Origin of the sequence: Methylobacterium phyllostachyos (genome assembly GCF_900103445.1) — a bacterium.
GTDB lineage: Bacteria > Pseudomonadota > Alphaproteobacteria > Rhizobiales > Beijerinckiaceae > Methylobacterium > Methylobacterium phyllostachyos.
Genome location: NZ_FNHS01000019.1, coordinates 76,832 through 97,990 on the forward strand (window position 1 = coordinate 76,832; position 21,159 = coordinate 97,990).

Sequence of the window (21,159 nt, forward strand, 5' to 3'; positions counted from 1 at the left end):
GCGGCTCCTCTACGGGCAGGTTGCCGGGAGCCGGTGGGGTTTCGGAACGGAGGATCATGCGATGCGCCTTGCGACACCGTCGCGCCGGGCAACTCCCGGTGCGGGGTCGTGAGACTGAGCAACCCCTGCGATGGGATGCCGAGTTCCCTGGCCGCTGTCGCATGGGCCGGGCATCATTGGTTCGGACAGCAGGGTTGAGCCGTATGCGGCGGATTCGTTTCGGAGAAACGCCACCGGAAAAGCGGAGTGCCTCCTCACAACCCAACGCAGCCGTCGGAAGCGCTGTCGGCGCTCCCCCGAAGCGGACGTTCGCCAGCCGGCCGGCAAACTCAGCTTCAGTGGGACGCAGACCCTGAGCCCTCGCCTGGGCGCGGACGTTCGTCGTCGCGTCGGTTCAGGTGCAGGTATTTCGGATCGAACTCAGCGAACGCCATCAGCCGCGCTACGTCGGGGATGCGCACGCGCCTGCTCCTCCATCCGAGCAGGCCCTGTCCGCGCAGATCCTGCAGGACCCGGTTCACGTGCACGCTGGTGATACCCAGTGTGTCGGCGAGATCCTCCTGAGTGATCGGGAACTCAAAACCGTCCGCGCTCGCGAGACCGACCATCTGGAGGCGCACGAGCAACTCGCAGACGAGATGGGCCATCTGCCGGTCGGCATCGCGTTGCCCCATGTTGACGAGCCACTCGCGTAGCGTGCCCTCATCGACCAGGGTCGCCCACCACAGCGCTCGCGTAATGCGGGGATGGTGGTCGGTTAGATGCTCGATCGCCGAGCGCGGGATATCCACGATGGTGCAGCCCCAGCCGGTGCCGATGCTGTGGTCCATCTCACCTAGGATGGCGACGTGGAGGTCGCAGAAATCGCCCGGCACCAGGAAAGCCAAGATCTGGCGCCGCCCATCGATGAGAGTCTTATAGCGGCAGGCGAAGCCTTCCACGACGAGGTGCACGTTCTCAGGCCGCTCGCCTTCGGGGCTGATGTCGACGTGACGCGCGATGCGGCGGGTCCGGGTGGTGAGGTCCTGGAGGACAGCACGATCCTCGTCGGTCAGACGCGCTCCGTATTCGAGCTTCATGGTCAACGGATTTGACATCCCCCCCCTCGTTTGGCGACTTGGCCAGACTGCCTGGGGGGGCGTGACGCCTTCTGCCGCCATCAGCCGAACGTCGGTTCGATACCGCCCACCTGTACGCTTCGAGCAAATCCCCAATCTGCAGCAGGTTCCAATTCTTACATATGTGGGTCGTTTCCGATTTCCCTGATCAAATTTTCGCAGGCCGGATCAATTGATTTGATTTGTGCACCTGTGCGTCCTGGAAATCCAACGTGCGTTATAACGCTTTTCGGTTGCGTGCGGCACTAGAAGCCATCGTCGGCTGATCGACCGTAGGCGCTGGCGGCAGGGTGAGGCGCGTGCTCCCGCCTGCGACCGGGAGGGCTCGATGCCCCGCTTTTTCATCGACACGTTCGACAGCATCGTCGCCATTGACGACGTCGGCTGCGAGTTGCCCGACGAGGCTGCTGTGCGCGAGGTTGTCCGCAAGACGTTGGCCGACATGCTCGGGGCCGAACATAAGGGACGGCCTGCGGCTCAGTACCGGGCTGAGGTCCGCGACGAGGCTGGCAGGAGCATACTCACCGCCTCTGTGCTCATCGTCATCGATAAAGCGCCGGAGCGGAAGGCGGCCGAAGCCTCCGAGCAGCGTGGATCCTGAAGCGCAAACCTTCGGCTTCCGCAGAGGGTCGAGTTCGGGTGTGGCGGCAACGTCCGCTTGATTGCTTTGCCGCTCTGAAGCGGACCAGCGGATTCCGACCCTCGGCGGACCAACTGACGCTGGATGGCGCAGCCCTTACGCCTGCGCCACCGGCAGTTCCCGCACCTGGATCGTATGCCGCGGCATGCGGGTCTCGAACATCGTGTTCCAGTCCCGCCGGCTCATCAGCCACGCCCGCGCCGGCACCACCGCGCCCCGGCCCCAGCGCGCATTGCACGCGCCCATCGCCGCCATCCGCGATGCCCCCGAAGCTTGCACCAGCGCCACGGCGCGCCCTGCCAGGTTGCATGAGTTCGAAATAACAACTTTAAGGAGAAATCAATAATTCAACTACAGGCTGTTGATATTGACGGCGCCTCAGATCGCCGGGGGCCGCCGAACTCAAATCCGCGAACGAATTGCATATACTGATAGGGATCTCCGTGATGTCGGGCATCGACACCTTCAAGATCAGTAATAGGCGATGCGTCAGCCTCAAGTTACTCGTGGCCTACACCGGGTTTTTCGGGGTACTGACGGCGTCCCCGGCGCAAGCGCAGCTGCTTAGGGGTACACTTGATACAACCGGAGGCAGCATTCTCGGCACCGGCCTGTCGCTCAACACCACGGCGCCCGGCAGCGGCCTCGTTGGCAGTGGCCTGACCCTGGGTACGTCTGGAGCGGGTCTTCTTGGGAGCGGCCTCGGGATTGGCACCAGTTCACCCGGCAGTGGCGTGCTCGGGACCGGCCTGACCGTCGGTTCGACCGGGACAGGCGTTCTCGGCACTGGCGTGCTCGTCGGCACGACAGGACCCGGCGACGGTCTGCTCGGGACGGGACTCACGCTCGGGACGACCCGTGCGGGCGGCACAGACGGTGGCCAGGGCGGAACGGGCGGTGGGCAGGGCGGAACGGGCGGCGGCCAGAACGGCACGGGTGGTGGAACGGCCGGGGGCACGGGCGGCGGAACGGCCGGCGGCACAAGCAGCGGCCAGGGCGGCACGAGCAGCGGCCAGGGCGTGTATATCGTCACGGGCACGCCCACTCAGTCCGGGGGCCAGCTCGTCGTCACCGATCTTCGGCTCTCGTCCTTCCCGGAGATGGCGGGCGTCGCGACCAACAACACGAGCCGCTTGGACGGTCCGAGCGCGCTCGGGGACGATGCACTGGCTGTCGGCTACGGCGCGAGCGCGTCGGGTCCCGCGTCGACGGCTGCGGGCACCGGGGCCCGCGCGGCGCAGAGCGGTAGCGTCGCCCTCGGCTACGCGGCCAGCGCGCTGGGCATCGGCAGCACGGCGGTGGGCACGGCGTCGGGGGCGATCGGCGACGGAAGTACCGCGCTGGGCTTCGCTGCCGGTGCGGCCGGGTCCGGATCCACGGCGATCGGCGCGACCGCCTCGGCGGGTGGGGACAACAGCGTCGCCCTGGGCAGCGGTGCGCGTGCCGATCAGGCCAACGCGGTCGCCATTGGTGCCAACGCCCAGACGAAGCGGGCCAACCAAGTCGCGATCGGCACCTCTGGCAGCACCTATACGCTGGCCGGTATCGCCTCGCAGGCGAGCGCGGCAGCTCAGAGCGGCCCGACGAACTTCGTGACGACAGACGCCAACGGCAATCTCGCGGCGTCAGCGTACGGACCATCGAGCATTGCAGGCTTGAGCGGCCGGCTCGACACAGTCCAGTCCCAGGTGAACGCCCTGGAGGCCAAGACCGACACGATGCAGCGCTATGCTGTCCAGACCCGCAAGGAGGCTCGGCAGGGCGTCGCGATGGCGATTGCCATGGCCACGGCCCCGATGCCCTCCGCGCCAGGTAAGACCACCTGGGCCACGAACGGGGCAACCTATCGCGGTGAATGGGCCGGTGGCGTGGCGGTGGCGCATCGGCTGCCCACCTGCTGTGTGCCGATCGCGATCACGGCTGGTGTCGCCTATAGCGGTAACAATGCGCTCGGTGCCCGTGCGGGCTTGGCCGGCGAGTTCTGAAGCGGCCGGCATCAGACGCGGCGGCGCCGCATATGCTCACGATAGGGATAGCTCTTTGCGGGGCCACACATATCGACCGCTCGGCCCCGCCCCGATCTGCTCACGGGGCGGGGGAGCGTCCGATCTCACCAGCGTGTGAGCCGAGCCGATACGCAACGCGGCTCGGTCGCAGGATGGCGGGCGGCGGTTACCGTCGCGTGCTGGCGTCTGCACCGTCACCGTTCCAGACCGGGATCGTGGGCTGAAGCGGCGCAACCGGCGTGCTCGCGATTAGCAACGCGATCATCGCCGCGTGTGAGCTCAGCATGATGGCTGGCGGCTCGCCGGTGATGGTCCGCCAAGCTGCGACGAAGGCTTCGACGGGCATCGCGGCCAGCGTTTCTTTCGACGGGATGGAAGAATCCTCAGTGCCAGGCGCGGGCGTGTCCATGCATCTCCGGCGAGCTCAGACTGATGTCCGCCGGTACGCTTGCCCAAGAAGATGAATCGGGCGTTCCGGTGGGCGGACGAAAAAGCCCGCCGCGGCGAACCGAGCGGGCTTCCCCAGATCTCGATCTCGATGGACGAGAGAGCGTCCGATCCCACCAGCGCGTGAGCCGCGCCTGTGGCAGATGGACCGCCGGCGGCCGCCATGGGATCGGTTCACCCGCTGGCGCCTTGTCCTCCTATGAATCGCTTTGCACTCGTCGGCATCTTCGCAGCCCTGTTCGCCGGGATCCTGGCCATCGGAGGCACGTGGTCATACGTCACGAGCATCAGCCCAGCCGTCGGACCGGACACGAGCTCGACCCCCAATCCCACGGCGCAGAGGAAGCAGCCGTAGGTTGGCTGAAGAAACAGAAGAAAGCTCGCCCCGGCGAACCGGGCAGGCTTCCCCAGATCCGGAATTGAAGGGGCGATAGTCCTGGATCCGCCGACAGGGTGCCAGCGGTGGGATGACGAAAAAGCCCCGCGCGGCTGAGCCGGCGGGGCTGAAGGAGTCCTTGAGAGGAAGCGGCAACCCTACGGCGGCATTGCTTGGTATACCAGCGCGTCGGACGCATGGCAGAGCTTCCGGATCACGGGATGGGGATGTCCAGCGCGGTGGGGCCAAATCTGGTTCGTTCCAAGCATGTCGGGGCGTTGTCGGTGTAGGCGCCGGTGCGCAAGTCGTAGGATGGGGTACCGGCCACGAGCAGGCGCACGTCGAGCGCGCCCTCGGGGCAGCTCTGGCTGCCCTGCTTCAGTGAGATGGCGATCAGGACGCTGTAGCAGAGGCCGGCGAGCCGCATGGCGTCTGTCCAGTACGGCAGCTTGAGCAGGGCGGAGGATCACGGAGGACCTGCACGTTCCCGATCTCCGGGGCACGGCGGTGACGATGCTGGCCGAGGCCGGCTGCACCCTCCCGGAAATCCCGGATCGCTATCTCGCCCCCACGCGCAGCCTCGCCGACTCGGCGATCGCGAAGCTCGACGATCACCGCCGAAATCGGGTCGATCTACAAACGGAGTAAGGTGCAGTTCCGGGAAAAACCGCTAAGCCATTCAGAATAATGGTCGGAGTGGCCGGACTTGAACCGACGACCCCCTGTCCCCCAGACAGGTGCGCTACCGGGCTGCGCTACACTCCGACGCCACATGGGCCCGGCGCTCTTAGCCGTCGCGCAGCGCCTGTGCAAGCCCTTCGCGTCGTCCAGGCGCTGGCGCTCGCCGCCCGCGGCGGTTACGGGAAGCCGCCGCGCCCGATTTTGCCGAAGGATCATGACCGACCGACCGATCGCCTTCGATCTCACCCGCCTTGTCACGCGCCTCCGCCATGCGAGCCCGTCCGGAATCGATCGCGTCGATCTCGCCTACGCCCGCGCGTTCCTGGGCGGCGCCCGGGAGGGCGTCGGTCTCGTCTCCACGGCATTCGGACCGCGGGTGCTCGATCGCGATCACGCACGCGCAATCGTCGAGGCGGTGGCAGCCGGCTGGGTCGAGGACCGGGAGGCGCTCGCCGACCCGATCTATCGCGGGCTGGCCGCCCGCTGCGGTGCTCCCACACCCGCGCCCGCCCCGGATATCGAGCCCACCCGCACCGGCACAGCCGCGCGCCGGCGGATCCAGCTTGCGACGGCGGCCGACATCACCCTGCGCGGCCGCCCGATCAAGACTCTGCCCCAAGACACGCTCTACCTTCACACGTCGCACCTGCGTCTCGACGTTCCAGGGCGCTTCGACTGGCTCTATACCCGTCGGGACGTGCGCGCCGCGTTCTTCGTCCACGACCTGATTCCGATCACGCACCCCGAATACGGCCGCGCGGGCGAGGCCGAGCGGCACCGGGCACGTTTGTGCACGATCGGCCGGCACGCCGCCGCGATCTTGGTGAACTCGGCGGATACCGGGCAACGCACCCTCGATCATCTGGCTGCGGAGGGCTTCGGCCGGCCGCCAGTGGCCGTGGGCCATCTCGGCGTCGAGGAGGCCTTCGGGCGCGCGGGGCCGCGCTTTGAACCCGACCGGCCGACCTTCTTGGTCTGCGGCACGATCGAATCGCGTAAGAATCACCTGCTCCTGTTTCAGGTCTGGCGGGCGCTGGCCGAGCGGCACGGCGCCGCTACACCCCGGCTGATCGTGGTCGGGCGCCGCGGCTGGGAAGCCGAGAGCGCCATCGACATGCTGGAGCGGTGCCCCGGCGTGCAAGCCCATGTCATCGAGGCCACCGGGCTCTCCACCCACGGCCTCGCCGCGCTGATGCGCAGCTGTACGGCGCTGCTGATGCCGTCGTTCACGGAGGGTTACGGAATCCCGCTCGTGGAGGCGGCCGCCTCCGGGCTTCCCGTGGTCGCCTCCGACATTCCCGTCCATCGGGAGATCGCCGACCGCTTCGCGATTCTCCGCGACCCCCTCGACGGTCCGGGATGGATCGACACGATCGAGGCGCTGGCACGCCCGGCATCGCCGCTGCGGCATGATCTCGCCCACCGTCTCGAAGGATATGTGCCGCCGAGCTGGAGCAACCATTTCGAGGCCGTGGGCCGAACCCTCGCGGCACTCTGAGTGCAACATCCGCGAACGTTCGACGCTTCGAGTTGCGCCGCTCCGGCCTGACGAATATGAAAAAGCGTCAGTCGGCTAGGCTGATGAATCCCGGGCGGAACGGAGATCCTGCCGATGCAGGTTGTCGACCTCGATCGCGATACGATCAAACGCGGGCTCGCCGAAGGCTCGTTGTTGGTGATCGATGTCCGTGAACCGCACGAATACAGCGCCGGACACATTCCCGGATCCGTCTCACACCCATTGTCCAGCTTCGACCCGCAGGCCGTCGCGGCCCTGGTGGCGGACGACGGGCGCCAGCCCGTCTTCTCCTGCGCCTCCGGCGTCCGGTCGGTTCACGCGCTGATGGCCGCACAGCAGGCCGGCCTGGACATCACCCGCCACTACAAGGGCGGCTTCAAGGATTGGTACGGCGCGGGCGAGACCATCGCGTAACCCGCCGGATCCATCCGGCGCGCCGCGCCGCCATGTGCGCCCGCGCACAAGCAACATCGTTGCGTGCGGGTTACGGCGCATCTGCGGCGGAACTATCGTCAAGCTCGGTGCGACCGTTGGTCGGCCCATAGACAGCAGGACCCGATGCGCAGCCGGCTTCTCAGCCTTCTCACCGTCCTCTCGGGATTGGCCGTCGGCCTCCCGGCGGTCACGCCCGCGCGCGCCCAGGCGCCCGGTGGCCCGCCGCCGAAGGTGACCGTGGCGAAACCCGTCGTTCGCGAGATCGTCGAGCAGGACCAGTATACCGGCCGTTTCGATCCAATCGAGTACGTCGAAGTCCGCGCCCGGGTTACCGGATACCTGGAGAAGATCAACTTCATCGACGGTCAGACGGTGAAGAAGGGCGACGTCCTGTTCGTCATCGACCGCCGGCCCTACAAGGCGGCCCTCGAACAGGCCCAGGCGGCCCTTGCTTCCGCCAAGGCGCGCCAGTCCTTCTCGCAAACGGATCTGGAGCGCGCGCAGACCCTGTCCCGGAGCGGCAACATCTCAGAGCAGGTCACCGACCAGCGGCGCCAGGCCTCGCAGACCGCCCAAGCCGACGTGGACAGCGCCCAGGCTGCGCTCAACAACGCGCAGCTGAACTACGATTTCAGCGAGGTGAAGGCGCCGATCAACGGTCGGATCAGCCGGCGGCTGGTCACCGAAGGCAACATCGTCAGCGCCGACCAGACCCTTCTGACCACGATCGTGTCGCTCGATCCGATCTATTTCAGCTTCACGGTCGATGAGAAGTCGTTTCTAAAATATCAGAACAGCCTTGGCATCGGCATGGGGCAGACCCAGCAGGGCAAGGGCGTGCCGATCCTGATTGCACTCTCGGGCGAGGCCAAGCCGACCCGCAAGGGTACGCTGGACTTCGTCGATAACCGCGTCGACAATGCCACCGGCACGATCCTGCTGCGCGCCACGGTGCAGAACACGGATCTGTTCATCAAGCCGGGCTTGTTCGGCATCGTCTCGATGCCGGCGACCAAGCCGTTCCAGGGCGTGATGATCCCCGACGAGGCGGTCGCGGCCAACCAGGACAAGCGGATCGTCTATCTGCTCGGTCCCGACAACGTCATCCAGCAGAAGGACGTGCAGCTGGGCCCGAAGGTCGACGGCTACCGGGTGATCCAGTCGGGTCTGAAGGGCGACGAGTTGATCGTGGTCAACGGCACCTCGCGGGTGCGGCCGGGGGCGAAGGTGACGCCCGACACGATCGAGCTGCCCCCGAGCAAGACGTGAGCCGGCTCGGCTCCCCACGACGGCCTTCGCGCGCGCCCAGCGGCGCGCCCCGCACCGACGACGCAGGGCCCCGACCGGGTGACCGGCGGGCCTCAGAGGTTTGACCGATGCGTTTCGCCCATTTCTTCGTCGACAGACCGATCTTCGCGTCCGTCACGTCGATCATCTTCCTGATTCTCGGCTTCGTGGCCTACGAGAGCCTGCCGGTCTCGCAGTACCCCGAGATCGTGCCGCCGACCGTGACGGTGCGCGCCTCCTATCCGGGCGCCAACGCCGAGACCGTGGCCGCCACGATCGCGACGCCGATCGAGCAGGAGGTCAACGGCGTCGACAACATGCTCTACATGACGTCGTTGTCGACCAACGACGGCAACATGCTGCTGACCGTGACCTTCAAGGTCGGCACCAACCTCGATATCGCCAACGTGCTGGTGCAGAACCGGCTCTCGGTCGCCCAGCCGCGCCTGCCGCCGGACGTGCGCAACCTCGGCGTCACCGTGCGCAAGGCCTCGCCCGACCTGATGCTGGTCGTGCACCTGCTCTCGCCGAACAAGACCTACGACCAGAACTACCTCGCCAACTACATCTACCTGAACATCCGCGACGAGCTGCTGCGCCTCGACGGCGTCGGCGACATCACGGTGTTCGGCGGCAGCGAGTACGCGGAGCGGATCTGGGTCGATCCCAACAAGCTCGCCGCCTACGGTCTCTCGGTCACCGACGTCACCACGTCCCTGCAGGAGCAGAACGTGCAGGTGGCGGCGGGTCAGCTGAATGGGCCGCCGGCCGCGAAGGGTGAGGCGTTCCAGCTCGTCGTCCAGTCGCAGGCGCGGTTCAAGACGCCCGAGCAGTTTGCCGAGGTGATCATCAAGGCGCAGGATGGGCGCCTCGTCCGGGTGAAGGATATCGCCCGCGTCGAGATGGGCCAGAAGGACTACACGACCAACTCGTTCCTCAACGACACCCCGGCGGTCGGCATCGGCGCGTTCCAGCGGCCCGGCACCAACGCCCTCGACGCGGCGGCGTCGGTCAAGAAGGTGATGGAGCAGGTCAAGAAGAACTTCCCGCCGGACGTCGAGTACCGCATCGCCTACAATCCGACGGAGTTCATCGAGGAATCGATCCACGAGGTCTACAAGACCCTGTTCGAGGCGGTCGGCCTCGTGGTCATCGTGGTGCTGGTGTTCCTGCAGAGCTGGCGCACCGCGCTGATCCCGGTCATCGCGATTCCCGTGTCGCTGATCGGCACGTTCGCGGCGATGGCCGGGTTCGGCTTCTCGCTCAACAACCTGACCCTGTTCGGGTTGGTGCTCGCCATCGGCATCGTGGTCGACGACGCGATCGTGGTGGTGGAGAACGTCGAGCGCAACATGGCCGAGGGCCTGTCGCCGGGCGACGCCGCCCACAAGACCATGGACGAGGTCGGCGGCGCGGTCATCGCGATCGCGCTGGTGCTGGCCGCGGTGTTCGTGCCGACCGCGTTCATCCCGGGCATCTCGGGTCAGTTCTACAAGCAGTTCGCGCTGACCATCGCGGCCTCGACGCTGATCTCGGCCTTCAACTCGCTCACCCTGTCGCCGGCGCTGTGCAAGCTGCTGCTGGTTCCGCACCACGCCCGTAAGGAGCCGAAATTCTTCCTGACGCGGTTCGTGAACTGGCTCGCGAACGGCTTCAACCGCGCCTTCGATGCGACCTCGAACGCCTACGGCCGGACCATCCGGGTGCTCACCGGCGGTGTCGTGGGCTTGGGCGTGATGCTGCTGGTCTACGCCGCTGTGATCGCCGGCACGCTCCACCTCGCACAGACGACGCCCACGGGCTTCATTCCGGACCAGGACCAGGGCTACCTGATCGGCGTGGTTCAGCTGCCCTCCGGCGCCTCCCTCGACCGCACGACGGACGTGATCCTGCGGGCCGCCAAACAGGCCCGGACGGTCGATGGTGTGGCCAACGCGGTGATCATCGCGGGCTTCGACGGCGCGACTTTCACCAACACGACCAATGCCGGGGTGATGTTCCTGACCCTGAAGGGGGCGAAGGAGCGCGCTGAGACCGGACGCAGCGCCGGGGCGATCACCGGCGACGTGCTGAAGGCCACCGCCGACATCCAGGAGGCGCGGGTCATCGTAATCCCGCCGCCCCCGGTCCGCGGCCTCGGCAACGGCGGCGGCTTCAAGATGCAAATCGAGAGCCGGCAATCGTCCGAGATCGGACCGCTGATGGCCGCTGCCGGTGCGGTGATCGGTCAGGCGAACCAGAGCGCGGACGTGCAGCGCGTCTTCACCACCTTCGATAACTCGACGCCGCAGCTCTTCCTCGACATCGACCGCACCATCGCGCGGATGCTGAACGTGCCGCTGGCCAACGTGTTCTCGTCGGTCCAGGCGGATCTCGGCGGCACCTACGTCAACGACTTCAACACGCTCGGCCGCATCTATCAGGTGCGCCTGCAGGGCGATGCGGCCTTCCGCACGTCGATCCAGGACATCTCACAGATCAAGGTGCGCTCCTCCACCGGGGCGCTGGTGCCGATGGGCACGCTCGCCTCGGTCCGGGATGTGACCGGCCCGCAGATCGTGCAGCGATTCAACCTGTATTACTCGGTGCCGGTGCAGGGCGTAGCCAAGCCCGGAATTTCCACCGGTCAGGCGCTCGACGCCATGGAGAAGATCGCCAAGGGGAACCTGCCGGAGGGCTACTCCTACGACTGGACCGAGATCGCCTACCAGCAGAAGGCTGCGAGCGGAACGGCTGGCGCAGTCTTCGCCCTCGGCGTGCTGCTCGTCTTCCTGGTGCTCGCCGCGCAGTACGAGTCCTGGGCGTTGCCGCTCGCAATCCTGCTGGTGGTGCCGACCGGCGTGCTCGCGGCACTGGCGGGCGTGCAGTTCCGCGGTCAGGACAATAACATCCTGACTCAGATCGGCTTGATCGTGCTCATCGGCTTGGCTGCCAAGAACGCGATCCTGATCGTGGAATTCGCCCACGATATCGAGCAGCGGGAGCACCGGGGCCCGGTCGAGGCGGCGGTCGAAGCCTGCCGGCTTCGGCTGCGACCGATCCTGATGACCGCCTTCGCGTTCATCCTCGGCACGCTGCCGCTGGTGATCGCCACCGGCCCGGGCGCCGAGATGCGGCAGGCCCTGGGCACCGCGGTGTTCTTCGGAATGATTGGCGCGACCTTCTTCGGCCTGTTCCTGACACCGGTCTTCTACGTGTTGATCCGCCACTTCTCGAATTGGCTGGGCCGGTTCCGGAAGACGCACACGCACGGCGATCACGGCGGCGCCGAGCCCACCCACGGCTGAGCGCGCACGCACCATTGAAGCCGCGTCGGGTCTTCTAGATCGGGCGCGGCTTTTTCGCGACTAGCGGGGGTGGGCGGTATACAGGCTTGGCCCATGCACCTCCTCGGTCGCCTGTTCCTCGGGGCCTTCGCGCTCCTTTGCGCCGTGCCCGCCGGCTTCGCCATCCTCGTCCTGGCGCTGCTCGTCGATCCGGCCGCGCAGGCGTGGCTGACGGGCGGGGCGCTCGCGGGCCTCGATTTGGCATTGTCCGATCTTTCGGCCGGGCTGCCGCCGGAGGGAGTCGTCCTGTTCATCGCCGGCCTCTCGCAGGCCCTGTTCGTGATGCTGGTCGTTCCGCCGGCCCTGGTGGGGCTCTGTGGCGAGATCCTCGGGCGACGCGGCCTGCTCTGGTACGGTGCCGGTTGTGGTGCCCTGACCGCGGCCCTGCCCTGGCTGACCCGGGAAGCGCTGCGCTCCGGGGAGATGGCCCGAAACCCAGTCCTCCTGGCTGGCGAGGCGCGCCTGACCGTGATCCTGTTCGTCGTCGGTGCGAGCGCCGGTCTCGTCTACTGGCTGATCGCAGGCCGTGGGGCTGGCCTCGTCCGGCCAACCCGTCCGGCTGGGACCGCCTGAGTTCCACCTGAGCCGGTGGCGCTTGGCCGCGGGCGCAGGACCGCGCTACAGGGAGCCCGACACGCCCGGGATTTCGATGCTCGCCCTGCGCTCCCTCGCCTTCAACATCTGCTTCTACGTCCTGACGACGGTGCTGGCCGTCCTCGGCCTCCCGACGCTGGTCTCCGGGCGCGCGGTGCTGCGGCTGGCGCGCCTCTGGGGACGGATCACCCTGTGGCTGCTGCGGGTGGTTGCCGGCACCCGGGTCGAGTTTCGCGGCCTGGAGAATATCCCGGACGGGCCGTTGCTGGTCGCGGCCAAGCACCAATCGGCCCTCGAGACCTTGGCGCTGTGCACGGCTCTGCCGAACTTCACCTATATCCTGAAGCGGGAGCTGCTCCTCATCCCGCTGATCGGCTGGTACCTGTCCCGCAGCGGCATGGTGGCGATCGACCGGTCGAAGGGTACCCGCGCCATGAGCCTCATGAACGCCGCAGCGGGCGAGGCGATCCGGCAGGGCCGCCAGCTGATCATCTTTCCGGAAGGAACCCGCCGCCCGGTCGGGGCGGCGCCCGGCTACAAGCAAGGCTTATCCCACCTCTACACCGCATTGCAGGTCCCCTGCCTGCCGGTGGCGCTGAACACCGGCCTGTTCTGGCCGCGCAACAGCCTCGTTCGCCGGCCCGGCACCGCGATCATCGCGTTCCTGCCAACCATTCCCCCGGGCCTGCCCCGGCAGGAATTCCAGGCGCTTGCGCAGGAGCGCCTTGAGACCGCCTCGAACATCCTGGTCGAGGAGGGGCGCCAGGGTCTTGCGGCCGAGGGACATCCCGTCCCGGCCCCCGAGGCGCCCGCGGGCGCCGCGACCCGTCGCTGAGGGGACGAAGCCGTCCGGTTCCATCGCCAGCATGCCGCGCCCGCTTGTGGATAACGGGTACAATCCCCACCTCCTGTCCTAGGAACGTCGCCCTTGACGGCTGTGGATATCGCGCGCTAGGTTAGAACAAATGGCGAACAGAAGAGCCCTGTCCTGGTCGGCCGCGCTTCGCGACCTGAAGGACGATCGCAGCCGGAGGCAGGATGTGCGTGAAGAACGCCTCAAGACGAATGCGGGCCTGCGTGGCGCGCCGGCATTGCCTCTCTCCGCGTGGCGCGGCCGGTCCGGGCGGCGCTATGTGGTCGGTGTCCACCCGGTCGGCAGCTTCGAGCTCGACGAGATGGCGGAGGCCGTGGTGATTGCGGTGCGGCGCGACGAGGCGGGCATCGCCGAGATGGTTTCGGTGGCGAATTCGAAGGAGAGCCCGCGTGACCATCTTCGCCGGACCTGGTTGGACCGGGTCCGCCGCGGCGGGGCTACGGAGATGCATGTGCATCGCCTCGCAGAGAGCGAGGATGAGCGGGCGGCGATCGTCGCCGACCTGAAACTCGATACGGTCGAGCCGGCTCAGGTTTGACGCAGCTGATGGACGATTGCGCGCGGTCCGTGCCGCGCGATGGTCGATCGGCACCGCTGCTGCCCCAGTTTCGCCCCTTGCGTGGCCTCAAGCGGGAGTCACGACGTCCCTGAGGGGACCTACGCTGGGGAGCGGAACGCATGGTGCAGGATCGGATGGGGCCGAAGAGCACCGCAGAAATGCCGCCGCGGGGTGCGCGGCGCCGGTCGCGGCGTGGGCTGTTTCTCCCCTACATCCTCCTGGCCGTCATCGTGGTGGCGTGGTCGGCTGGCTGGTTCTGGATACGGAGTCGTGCTGCCAGTGAGATCGACGGCTGGATGGCCCGCGAGGCCGCTGCCGGCCGCACTTGGACCTGTGCGGAGCGGTCGCTGACGGGCTTTCCCTTCCGCATCGAATTACGCTGCAGTGCCGTGACCCTGGAGCGTTCGGACGGCCGTTTCCGCCTCGGTTCAAGCACCGCCGTGGCGCAAGTCTATCAGCCCCGCCTCGTGCTGTTCGAGAGCGCCGGTCCACTGCATGTCGAGCAGGGCACGCTCATCGGAGACGCGTCGTGGCAGAGTCTGCAGGGTAGCTTCCACGGCAGCGCGGACGGGTTCACCCGCGCTTCGGTGGTTGTCGATGAACCGAAGATCGCCGTCGCAAGTGCCGAGTCTGAGCCGATTGTCATCGCCGGGCAGCATCTGGAATTGCATGCCCGGCCCGATCCCGGCCGTTACGCGTCGGAAGGCGCGGTGGATGTAAACCTGCGCCTCAACCAAATGCAGGTTCCGCAACTCGACGCGCTGACCGGCACCCGGGATCCCGCCGATCTCGCCCTCGACGCGACGCTGACCAAAGCCACGGTCCTGGGGACCGGGCCGGTCCCGAAGGAGATGGAGCGCTGGCGGCAGGCCGGCGGCACCCTCGACATCACGGCCCTGTCCCTGGCGAAGGGGCCGCAGCACGTTCAGGCCAAGGGGACGGTGGCCCTCGACGCCGCCCATCGGCCCGCCGGCCGGCTCGATCTCCGCGCGGCGGGAATCGACGCGCTGGTCGGCAGCATCGTGGGGCAACGCTTCGGTTCGGAGCAGGGCGCACTCGTCGGCCAACTCGTCGGTGGGTTGCTGGGCTTGAGCCGCCGCCCGCAGCCGGACGCCGAAGCGGATGCAACGCCGCTCAAGAACCTGCCGCCGCTGCGGCTCGTTGATGGAAAGGTCGTCTTCAGCGGCTTCCCGATCCCCAACGTCTCCGTGCCCGCGCTGTATTGATGCGGCCTGTCGAGACGCTGCGATCAGTTATAAGGCACCCATGGCCTCCGCGATCGATCCCCCGGCCCGCATCAAGATCTGCGGGCTCAGCACCCGCGAGACCCTCGACGCCGCCTTGGCGCTCGGGGTGGACTGGATTGGCCTGGTACATTTCCCGCGCAGTCCGCGCCACGTGGATTTTGCGAGCGCTGCAGCCCTGTCGTCCCAAGCCCGGGGACGGGCCGAACGCGTCGTTCTGCTGGTCGATCCGGACGATGTCCTTCTCAGCCGAGCCGTGGAGGCGATCGACCCGGATCTGATCCAGCTGCACGGGCGCGAGAGTCCCGAGCGTGTGACCGCGATCCGAGCCTCGACCGGCCGTCCGGTGATGAAGGCGCTCGGCCTCGCGACCACGGCCGATCTCGCTGCCCTGCCCGCCTACGCCGCAGTGGCGGACCGCATTCTCTTGGACGCCAAGGCCCCCCCGGATGCCGCCCTGCCGGGCGGAAACGGCCGAAGCTTCGATTGGACGATCCTTGCGGGTCTCGACCTGCCGTCCGGCACGATGCTCTCCGGGGGGCTCGACGCGGGCAACGTCGCCGAAGCCCTGGCCCGGACGCAGCTCGGCGCCGTCGACGTCTCCTCGGGGGTGGAAACGGCGCCCGGGGTCAAGGATCCAGGCAAGATCGCGGCCTTCGTGGCGGCCGCCCGCGCCACGCGCTAGATCTACCGCGGTGCCGGCAGAGCCGTACGGCCGGTATTCGGTACCGTGTACGGGCCAGGCACCTCGCTCTCCGGCGCGTAGGCGCGCAGCCGGGTTGCCTCGCGCTCGTGCCGCACGGCTTCCCGCCGGTGATACCGGGCCTGGGCCCGCGTCTTGCCCTGGCCGAGCCAAGTGAAGACGCCGCCAACGATGATGCCCAGCGCCACCGCGCCGAACAAGATCGCATAGAGCGGCAGATCAGCGCTGAAGACCGGCGCGTCCACGTTGAACGGATCGAAGGAGAGCCGCACCGGCGCGCGATTGGCCACCGCCAACAGGATCACCAGCGCGGCGATCGGCAACAGCACGAGGCTCTTCAGGAAACGGATCATCGCGCTCAGGGCTCCTTCCTACTCTGCGGCTGAGGCGGTCTCGCCGATGCCGGCCGCGTTGAGGCGCTGGCGCATCTCCTTGCCGGTCTTGAACACGGGGATCGCCTTCTCGGACACGGCAACGGCGGCACCGGTGCGCGGGTTGCGTCCCCGGCGTGCCTCCCGGCGCTTCACCGAGAAGGCGCCGAACCCGCGCAGCTCGACCCGGTCGCCATGGGCGAGCGCATCGGAAATGGTGTCGAGGATCGCGTTGACCAGGATCTCCACGTCGCGCTGGTAGAGGTGGGGGTTCTGCTCGGCGATCTTGAGCACAAGCTCCGACTTGATCATGGCGTCTGGTCTTCTCGCAGGATCGGGGCAGGCGTGGAGGCGGAGGATCAGGGTTCCGGCCGCCAGAGGGCGAGGAGCCCGCCGCGCGCGGCCTGGGCCTCGGCACCGACCGTTCGGAGCCGCGACGCGAGGCCTTCCAGCCCAAGCAGATCGGCCCCGATGCCAGCGGCCGACCAGAGCGAGAAATCGCTCTCCGACCGGGGCTTCCAGTCCTTGACCGGGAGATCCTTCGTCACCCCGCGGGCGCTCTCGAGCCACGCCACCGCTTGGCGCTCGCTGCCGAGCTCATCCACGAGCTTTAGGGGGACGCTCTGGCGGCCGCTGAACACCCGGCCGTCCGAAACGGTGGCGAGCTGCCCGGGATCCATGCCTCGACGCTCGGCGACCAGCCCCTTGAACCATGCGTAGGTGTCGCTCACCACGGATGCCAGCGCGGCGCGTGCCTCCGGCGAGGTCGGCGTGAAGCCCGACGGCTCGGCCTTGAGCGGCGAGGATTTCACCGACTCGACCTTGACGCCGACCTTGTCGAGCAGGCCCGACACGTCGGGATACTGGAACAGCACGCCGATGGAGCCGACGAGGCTGGTCTCGCGCGCCACGATATGGTCGGCCGCGATGGCCGTGATGTAGGCGCCTGAGGCCGCCGTTCCGTCCACGAAGGCGACGATCGGCTTCTTTGCGGCGAGCGCGCGCAGGTTGCGGAAGATCTCTTCGGAGCCCGTCGTCGTGCCGCCCGGCGAGTTGATCGAGACGATGACGGCCTTCACGGCATCTGCGTCGCTGACGCGCTTCATCAGCTTGGCGGTGGCCTCGCTGCCGGCGATGAAGCCGGAGACCGAGATGCGGGCGATCTGGGGCTGAACGGCGAAGCCGCCCTCCGCGCCGGTGCGGACGCGGTAGCCGAGGGCGCCGACCGCCACGATCAGGCCGCCGATGCCGAGCACGCGCCAGAGAGACAACCTGCGGCGGAGGCGCCGCCGGTCGATCAGCAGTTCGGCGTCGGCTGCCATGCTGTGCCTTCCCTGAAGCCCCCGGTCCGACCCCCGCGATGGGGTGCGGGCGCCACGCCTCGCGCCGGGCAAGTCCTTGGTTTCGTTCGGCTCGCCCGGCTGGAACCGGGTGAGGCCGGTGTTCTAAGCATTTACCGCGGGCGTGGATACGGGGCGGGCGAAGAAAATGATCGCATTGTCCGCTGCAGGCATCCGCGCCTTCATCGCGGTCGCGGACCTGCCAACGAGATCAACCTGGAATTGGTATCCGTCGGCAAAGAAAAACCCGCGCCGGACGCCTGTCCCGCGCGGGTTCTGATGACCAACCGCCCGGGCAAGCCGGGCGGCGGATCGCGTCTTACTCGTCGTCGGAGCGCTTCTTGTTGAAGGCCGCGCCGAGGATGTCGCCGAGCGAGGCGCCCGAATCGGCCGAGCCGAACTGGGCCATCGCCTCCTTCTCCTCGGCGACTTCGAGGGCCTTGATCGAGACCTGCACGCGGCGGGCCTTCCGGTCGAACTGCACGACGCGGGCGTCGAACTTCTCACCGGTGGCGAAGCGCTCGGGGCGCTGGTCGCCGCGGTCGCGGGCGAGCTCAGCCCGACGGACGAAGGTCTGCATGTCGGTGTCGACGATCTTCACCTCGACGCCCGAATCCTTCACCTCGACGACCTCGCAGGTGACGATCTGGCCCTTCTTGATCTCGCCAGCCTCGGCGAAGGGGTCACCGCCGAGCTGCTTCACGCCCAGCGAGATCCGCTCCTTCTCGACATCGACGTCGAGAACCTGGGCGCGGACCATGTCGCCCTTCTTGAACTCCTCGATGACCTGCTCGCCCGGACGGTTCCAGTCCAGATCCGACAGGTGCACCATGCCGTCGACATCGCCCTCGAGGCCGATGAACAGGCCGAACTCGGTCTTGTTCTTGACCTCGCCCTCGACCTCGGAGCCGACCGGGTGCTTCTCGGCGAAGGCCTCCCAGGGGTTCTGCAGGGTCTGCTTGAGGCCCAGCGAGATGCGGCGCTTGACCGGATCGACCTCCAGGATCTGAACCTCGACCTCCTGGGAGGTGGAGACGATCTTGCCCGGATGGACGTTCTTCTTGGTCCAGCTCATCTCGGAGACGTGGATCAGGCCCTCGATCCCCGGCTCCAGCTCCACGAAGGCGCCGTAATCGGTGATGTTGGTCACGCGGCCCTTGAGCTTCGCGCCCTCCGGGTAGCGGGCGGCGATGCCCTCCCACGGATCGGCCAGAAGCTGCTTGATGCCGAGCGAGATGCGGTGCGTCTCGTGGTTGATCTTGATGATCTTGACCTTCACGGTCTGACCGATCGTGACCACCTCGGACGGATGGTTCACGCGGCGCCACGCCATGTCGGTGACGTGCAGCAGGCCGTCGATCCCGCCGAGGTCGACGAAGGCGCCGTACTCGGTGATGTTCTTGACGACGCCGTCGATGACCTGACCTTCCTCAAGGTTGGCCACCAGCTCCGAGCGCTGCTCGGCGCGGCTCTCCTCGAGCACGGTCCGGCGCGACACGACGATGTTGCCGCGGCGGCGATCCATCTTGAGGATCTGGAACGGCTGCGGGGTGCCGAGCAGCGGGGTGACGTCGCGGACCGGACGGATATCGACCTGCGAGCGCGGCAGGAAGGCCACGGCGCCGTCGAGGTCGACCGTGTAGCCGCCCTTCACCTGGTTGAAGATGGTGCCGATGACGCGGTCATTGTTCTCGAACGACTTCTCGAGCTTGACCCAGCTCTCCTCGCGGCGCGCCTTGTCGCGCGAGATGACGGCCTCGCCGAGCGCGTTCTCGATCCGGTCGACATAGACCTCGACCTCGTCGCCGACCTTCAGCTCGCCCTCGCGGCCGGGACCGGTGAATTCCTTGAGTGCGACACGGCCTTCCGTCTTGGCGCCGATGTCGATGACGGCCACGTCCTTCTCGATCGCGACGACGCGACCCTTGACGACGGACCCTTCGGTAATCTCGTGTTCGAGGAAGCTCTCCTCGAGGAGTGCGGCGAAATCGTCGCGGCTCGGGCTGTGCCCCAGAGCGGTACCTGCGGTCATTCCATCTCCTGAACGGCCTCCCTCGGAGGCCCGTTGCGTCGGCGGCTCGCGTTACAGGCACCCCCGTCCGCCGCGGCCGCTCCCTGTACTTGTTCGGGAGAGGCGACCAGATCCACGGGACCCGGCTTGCCGACGCGTCGATACGGGTGACGAGGGCGGTCCGTCCGGCGGCTCGGCGGGCGCGCCGGAAGACGTGCGCGCGAGAGCGGATCCAGAAGACCCGCGTGCCATACAGCAACAGCGGCGGGACTTCAACCGAATGGGCTTTTCCGGCTGGATCGGCTGATGAAACTGTGGCCTCTTGCCGGTCTTGCCCGCCGCCGCGAGAGCGCTGTACGTCTGCCACAAGAGAGAGTTGCAGGCCGTGGCGGGCGGGTAGATCCTGGTTGGGCCAGTCGCCCCGGCGTGGGTCGGCACCGTTGGTGGATGAAGGCCGATGACTTGGGGGGCGGAAAATGCTTTGCGTTGACCTCGATACGCGCCTCGGAGCCTGATCGTTTGATGCCGAACGGGTATAACGGCACCGGGACGGAACTGCTCGCGCGAAAGCTCGACGGCTGCGTGCGCCTCAATGAGGCCGAGCGCGCCGCGATCCTGGACCTGCCCTACACTGTTCGGAACCTGCCCGCGCGCCACGACATCGTCCGGTTCGGCGACCAGCCAAGCCAATGCTGTCTCGTGCTTCAGGGATGGGTCTCCCGCTACGCCGCGCTGTCGGAGGGCGAGCGGCAGATCCTGTCGTTCTACATCGCCGGCGACATTCCGGACCTGCAGAGTCTCCACCTGGAGCGGATGGATCATCACATCGCCACACTGACCGCCAGCACCATCGCGTTCGTCGCGCATGACGAGCTGCACCGTCTCTTCCGGCGATGCCCGAGCCTGATCGGTGCCATGTGGCGAGAAACCCTCATTGATGCCGCGCATTACCGCGAGCGCATCACCAGTCTCGGCCGACGGCAGGCCCTAGGCCGCGTCGCGCACCTGTTCTGTGAGCTGTATCTTCGCCAGCGCAGCATGGGCCTCACCAGTGGGCTGAGCTGTCCGATGGCGCCCAAGCAGGCAGAACTCGCCGATGCCCTCGGCCTCACCAGCGTCCACCTGAACCGCGTGTTGCGGACGCTGCGGATGCGGGGGTTGGTTACCCTCGGCGGAGGCGTTCTCACGATCGAGGATTGGGACGAACTGGCGGCGGTGGCCGAGTTCGACCCAACCTTCCTGCATCAGACCGGGCTGCCCGTGCCGACCCACGAGACAGCCGTCCCCCTCTGAAGGTCGCTCTCAGGCCGCCCGAGCAAGCGAGGCCGTGGCCTCGGAAACCTCGTCGGTGTGCACGTCGAAGCGCGCCAGGATCGCCGTACCGAAGCTCGTGGTCAGGGCGCAGTCTGTTGCGTCGCGTCCGCGGGCCATGACGATACGTCCGATGCGGGGTCGGTTGTGGCGGGCGTCGAACGTGTACCAGCGCGGTCCTTCGGGGCCTTCGAGGAAGACCTCGAACCATGCGGAGAAGTCCATCGGCGCCGGGTCCTTGGGCACGCCGATGTCGCCGAGATAGCCGGTGGCGTAGCGGGCCGGGATGTTCATGCACCGGCACAGGGTAATCGCCA

Annotated in this window: 22 protein-coding genes and 1 tRNA gene; 13 read left to right on the top strand and 10 right to left on the bottom strand. The window is 67.4% G+C overall.

Annotated elements, in window-relative coordinates:
• Positions 1–335: 335 nt before the first annotated feature.
• Positions 336–1,097, bottom strand: a complete 762-nt coding sequence (locus BLQ49_RS24800; RefSeq protein WP_091721136.1) for a Crp/Fnr family transcriptional regulator — start codon at positions 1,095–1,097, stop codon at positions 336–338.
• A gap of 349 nt (positions 1,098–1,446) precedes the next feature.
• Here BLQ49_RS24800 and BLQ49_RS24805 point away from each other — a divergent pair, with 349 nt between their 5' ends.
• Complete coding sequence (locus BLQ49_RS24805; protein ID WP_091721139.1) at positions 1,447–1,719, top strand: DUF6894 family protein; 273 nt, start codon at positions 1,447–1,449, stop codon at positions 1,717–1,719.
• A gap of 135 nt (positions 1,720–1,854) precedes the next feature.
• Here the strand turns inward: BLQ49_RS24805 and BLQ49_RS29230 are convergent, their stop codons facing one another.
• Positions 1,855–2,004: a DUF4113 domain-containing protein gene (locus BLQ49_RS29230; RefSeq protein ID WP_342028208.1), complete on the bottom strand. Its 150-nt coding sequence runs from the start codon at positions 2,002–2,004 to the stop codon at positions 1,855–1,857.
• Positions 2,005–2,204: 200 nt separating this feature from the next.
• Between BLQ49_RS29230 and BLQ49_RS24810 the strand changes: the two genes are divergently transcribed.
• Positions 2,205–3,743, top strand: coding sequence for a hypothetical protein (locus BLQ49_RS24810; protein WP_091721141.1), 1,539 nt, complete (start codon positions 2,205–2,207; stop codon positions 3,741–3,743).
• 187 nt (positions 3,744–3,930) lie between these two features.
• Here BLQ49_RS24810 and BLQ49_RS24815 read toward each other — a convergent pair whose 3' ends face one another.
• Both BLQ49_RS24815 and BLQ49_RS24820 read right to left on the bottom strand, forming a co-directional pair.
• Positions 3,931–4,173, bottom strand: a complete 243-nt coding sequence (locus BLQ49_RS24815) for a hypothetical protein (protein ID WP_091721144.1) — start codon at positions 4,171–4,173, stop codon at positions 3,931–3,933.
• Positions 4,174–4,801: 628 nt separating this feature from the next.
• Entirely contained in the window at positions 4,802–5,014 is a 213-nt protein-coding gene (locus BLQ49_RS24820) for a hypothetical protein (protein WP_091721146.1), read from the bottom strand.
• A gap of 86 nt (positions 5,015–5,100) precedes the next feature.
• Between BLQ49_RS24820 and BLQ49_RS30670 the strand changes: the two genes are divergently transcribed.
• The gene (locus BLQ49_RS30670; RefSeq protein WP_280141003.1) at positions 5,101–5,235 is read left to right on the top strand and encodes a hypothetical protein; all 135 of its coding nucleotides are present in this window, start codon (positions 5,101–5,103) and stop codon (positions 5,233–5,235) included.
• Positions 5,236–5,275: 40 nt separating this feature from the next.
• Here BLQ49_RS30670 and BLQ49_RS24830 read toward each other — a convergent pair.
• Positions 5,276–5,352: transfer RNA gene (locus BLQ49_RS24830), tRNA-Pro, on the bottom strand.
• 130 nt (positions 5,353–5,482) lie between these two features.
• On the opposite strand from BLQ49_RS24830, the gene BLQ49_RS24835 reads away from it, so the two are divergent.
• The 9 genes from BLQ49_RS24835 (at position 5,483) to BLQ49_RS24875 (ending at position 15,791) form a co-directional block, all read left to right on the top strand.
• A complete protein-coding gene (locus BLQ49_RS24835) occupies positions 5,483–6,766 on the top strand; it encodes a glycosyltransferase family 4 protein (protein ID WP_091721149.1) in 1,284 nt (427 codons plus the stop codon).
• Positions 6,767–6,880: 114 nt separating this feature from the next.
• Entirely contained in the window at positions 6,881–7,201 is a 321-nt protein-coding gene (locus BLQ49_RS24840) for a rhodanese-like domain-containing protein (protein WP_091721152.1), read from the top strand.
• A 144-nt stretch (positions 7,202–7,345) separates the two neighbouring features.
• Positions 7,346–8,491: an efflux RND transporter periplasmic adaptor subunit gene (locus BLQ49_RS24845; protein ID WP_091721155.1), complete on the top strand. Its 1,146-nt coding sequence runs from the start codon at positions 7,346–7,348 to the stop codon at positions 8,489–8,491.
• 107 nt (positions 8,492–8,598) lie between these two features.
• Complete coding sequence (locus tag BLQ49_RS24850) at positions 8,599–11,796, top strand: efflux RND transporter permease subunit (RefSeq protein WP_091721157.1); 3,198 nt, start codon at positions 8,599–8,601, stop codon at positions 11,794–11,796.
• Between the two features lie 93 nt (positions 11,797–11,889).
• Positions 11,890–12,408 carry a hypothetical protein gene (locus tag BLQ49_RS24855; protein WP_091721160.1) on the top strand — a complete coding sequence of 173 codons (519 nt, stop codon included), beginning with the start codon at positions 11,890–11,892 and terminating at the stop codon, positions 12,406–12,408.
• A gap of 76 nt (positions 12,409–12,484) precedes the next feature.
• A complete protein-coding gene (locus BLQ49_RS24860; protein WP_091721163.1) occupies positions 12,485–13,264 on the top strand; it encodes a lysophospholipid acyltransferase family protein in 780 nt (259 codons plus the stop codon).
• Positions 13,265–13,394: 130 nt separating this feature from the next.
• Positions 13,395–13,841, top strand: a complete 447-nt coding sequence (locus BLQ49_RS24865; RefSeq protein WP_091721166.1) for a hypothetical protein — start codon at positions 13,395–13,397, stop codon at positions 13,839–13,841.
• A gap of 140 nt (positions 13,842–13,981) precedes the next feature.
• Entirely contained in the window at positions 13,982–15,088 is a 1,107-nt protein-coding gene (locus BLQ49_RS24870; RefSeq protein WP_091721168.1) for a DUF2125 domain-containing protein, read from the top strand.
• A 40-nt stretch (positions 15,089–15,128) separates the two neighbouring features.
• Entirely contained in the window at positions 15,129–15,791 is a 663-nt protein-coding gene (locus BLQ49_RS24875) for a phosphoribosylanthranilate isomerase (protein ID WP_091721171.1), read from the top strand.
• Between the two features lie 2 nt (positions 15,792–15,793).
• On the opposite strand, the gene BLQ49_RS24880 is transcribed toward BLQ49_RS24875, so the two are convergent.
• From BLQ49_RS24880 to rpsA, 4 genes are all read right to left on the bottom strand, one after another.
• Positions 15,794–16,162 carry a LapA family protein gene (locus BLQ49_RS24880; protein ID WP_091721173.1) on the bottom strand — a complete coding sequence of 123 codons (369 nt, stop codon included), beginning with the start codon at positions 16,160–16,162 and terminating at the stop codon, positions 15,794–15,796.
• An 18-nt stretch (positions 16,163–16,180) separates the two neighbouring features.
• On the bottom strand, positions 16,181–16,492 hold the full coding sequence (locus BLQ49_RS24885) for an integration host factor subunit beta (protein WP_091721176.1): 312 nt from the start codon (positions 16,490–16,492) through the stop codon (positions 16,181–16,183).
• A 47-nt stretch (positions 16,493–16,539) separates the two neighbouring features.
• On the bottom strand, positions 16,540–17,502 hold the full coding sequence (gene sppA / locus BLQ49_RS24890; RefSeq protein ID WP_091721179.1) for a signal peptide peptidase SppA: 963 nt from the start codon (positions 17,500–17,502) through the stop codon (positions 16,540–16,542).
• Between the two features lie 337 nt (positions 17,503–17,839).
• A complete protein-coding gene (gene rpsA / locus BLQ49_RS24895) occupies positions 17,840–19,552 on the bottom strand; it encodes a 30S ribosomal protein S1 (protein ID WP_091721181.1) in 1,713 nt (570 codons plus the stop codon).
• Between the two features lie 501 nt (positions 19,553–20,053).
• Here rpsA and BLQ49_RS24900 point away from each other — a divergent pair.
• The gene (locus BLQ49_RS24900) at positions 20,054–20,824 is read left to right on the top strand and encodes a Crp/Fnr family transcriptional regulator (protein ID WP_091721183.1); all 771 of its coding nucleotides are present in this window, start codon (positions 20,054–20,056) and stop codon (positions 20,822–20,824) included.
• Positions 20,825–20,833: 9 nt separating this feature from the next.
• Here the strand turns inward: BLQ49_RS24900 and BLQ49_RS24905 are convergent.
• On the bottom strand, positions 20,834–21,159 hold a 326-nt coding region (locus BLQ49_RS24905; protein WP_143012318.1), incomplete at its 5' end, for a transglutaminase-like domain-containing protein.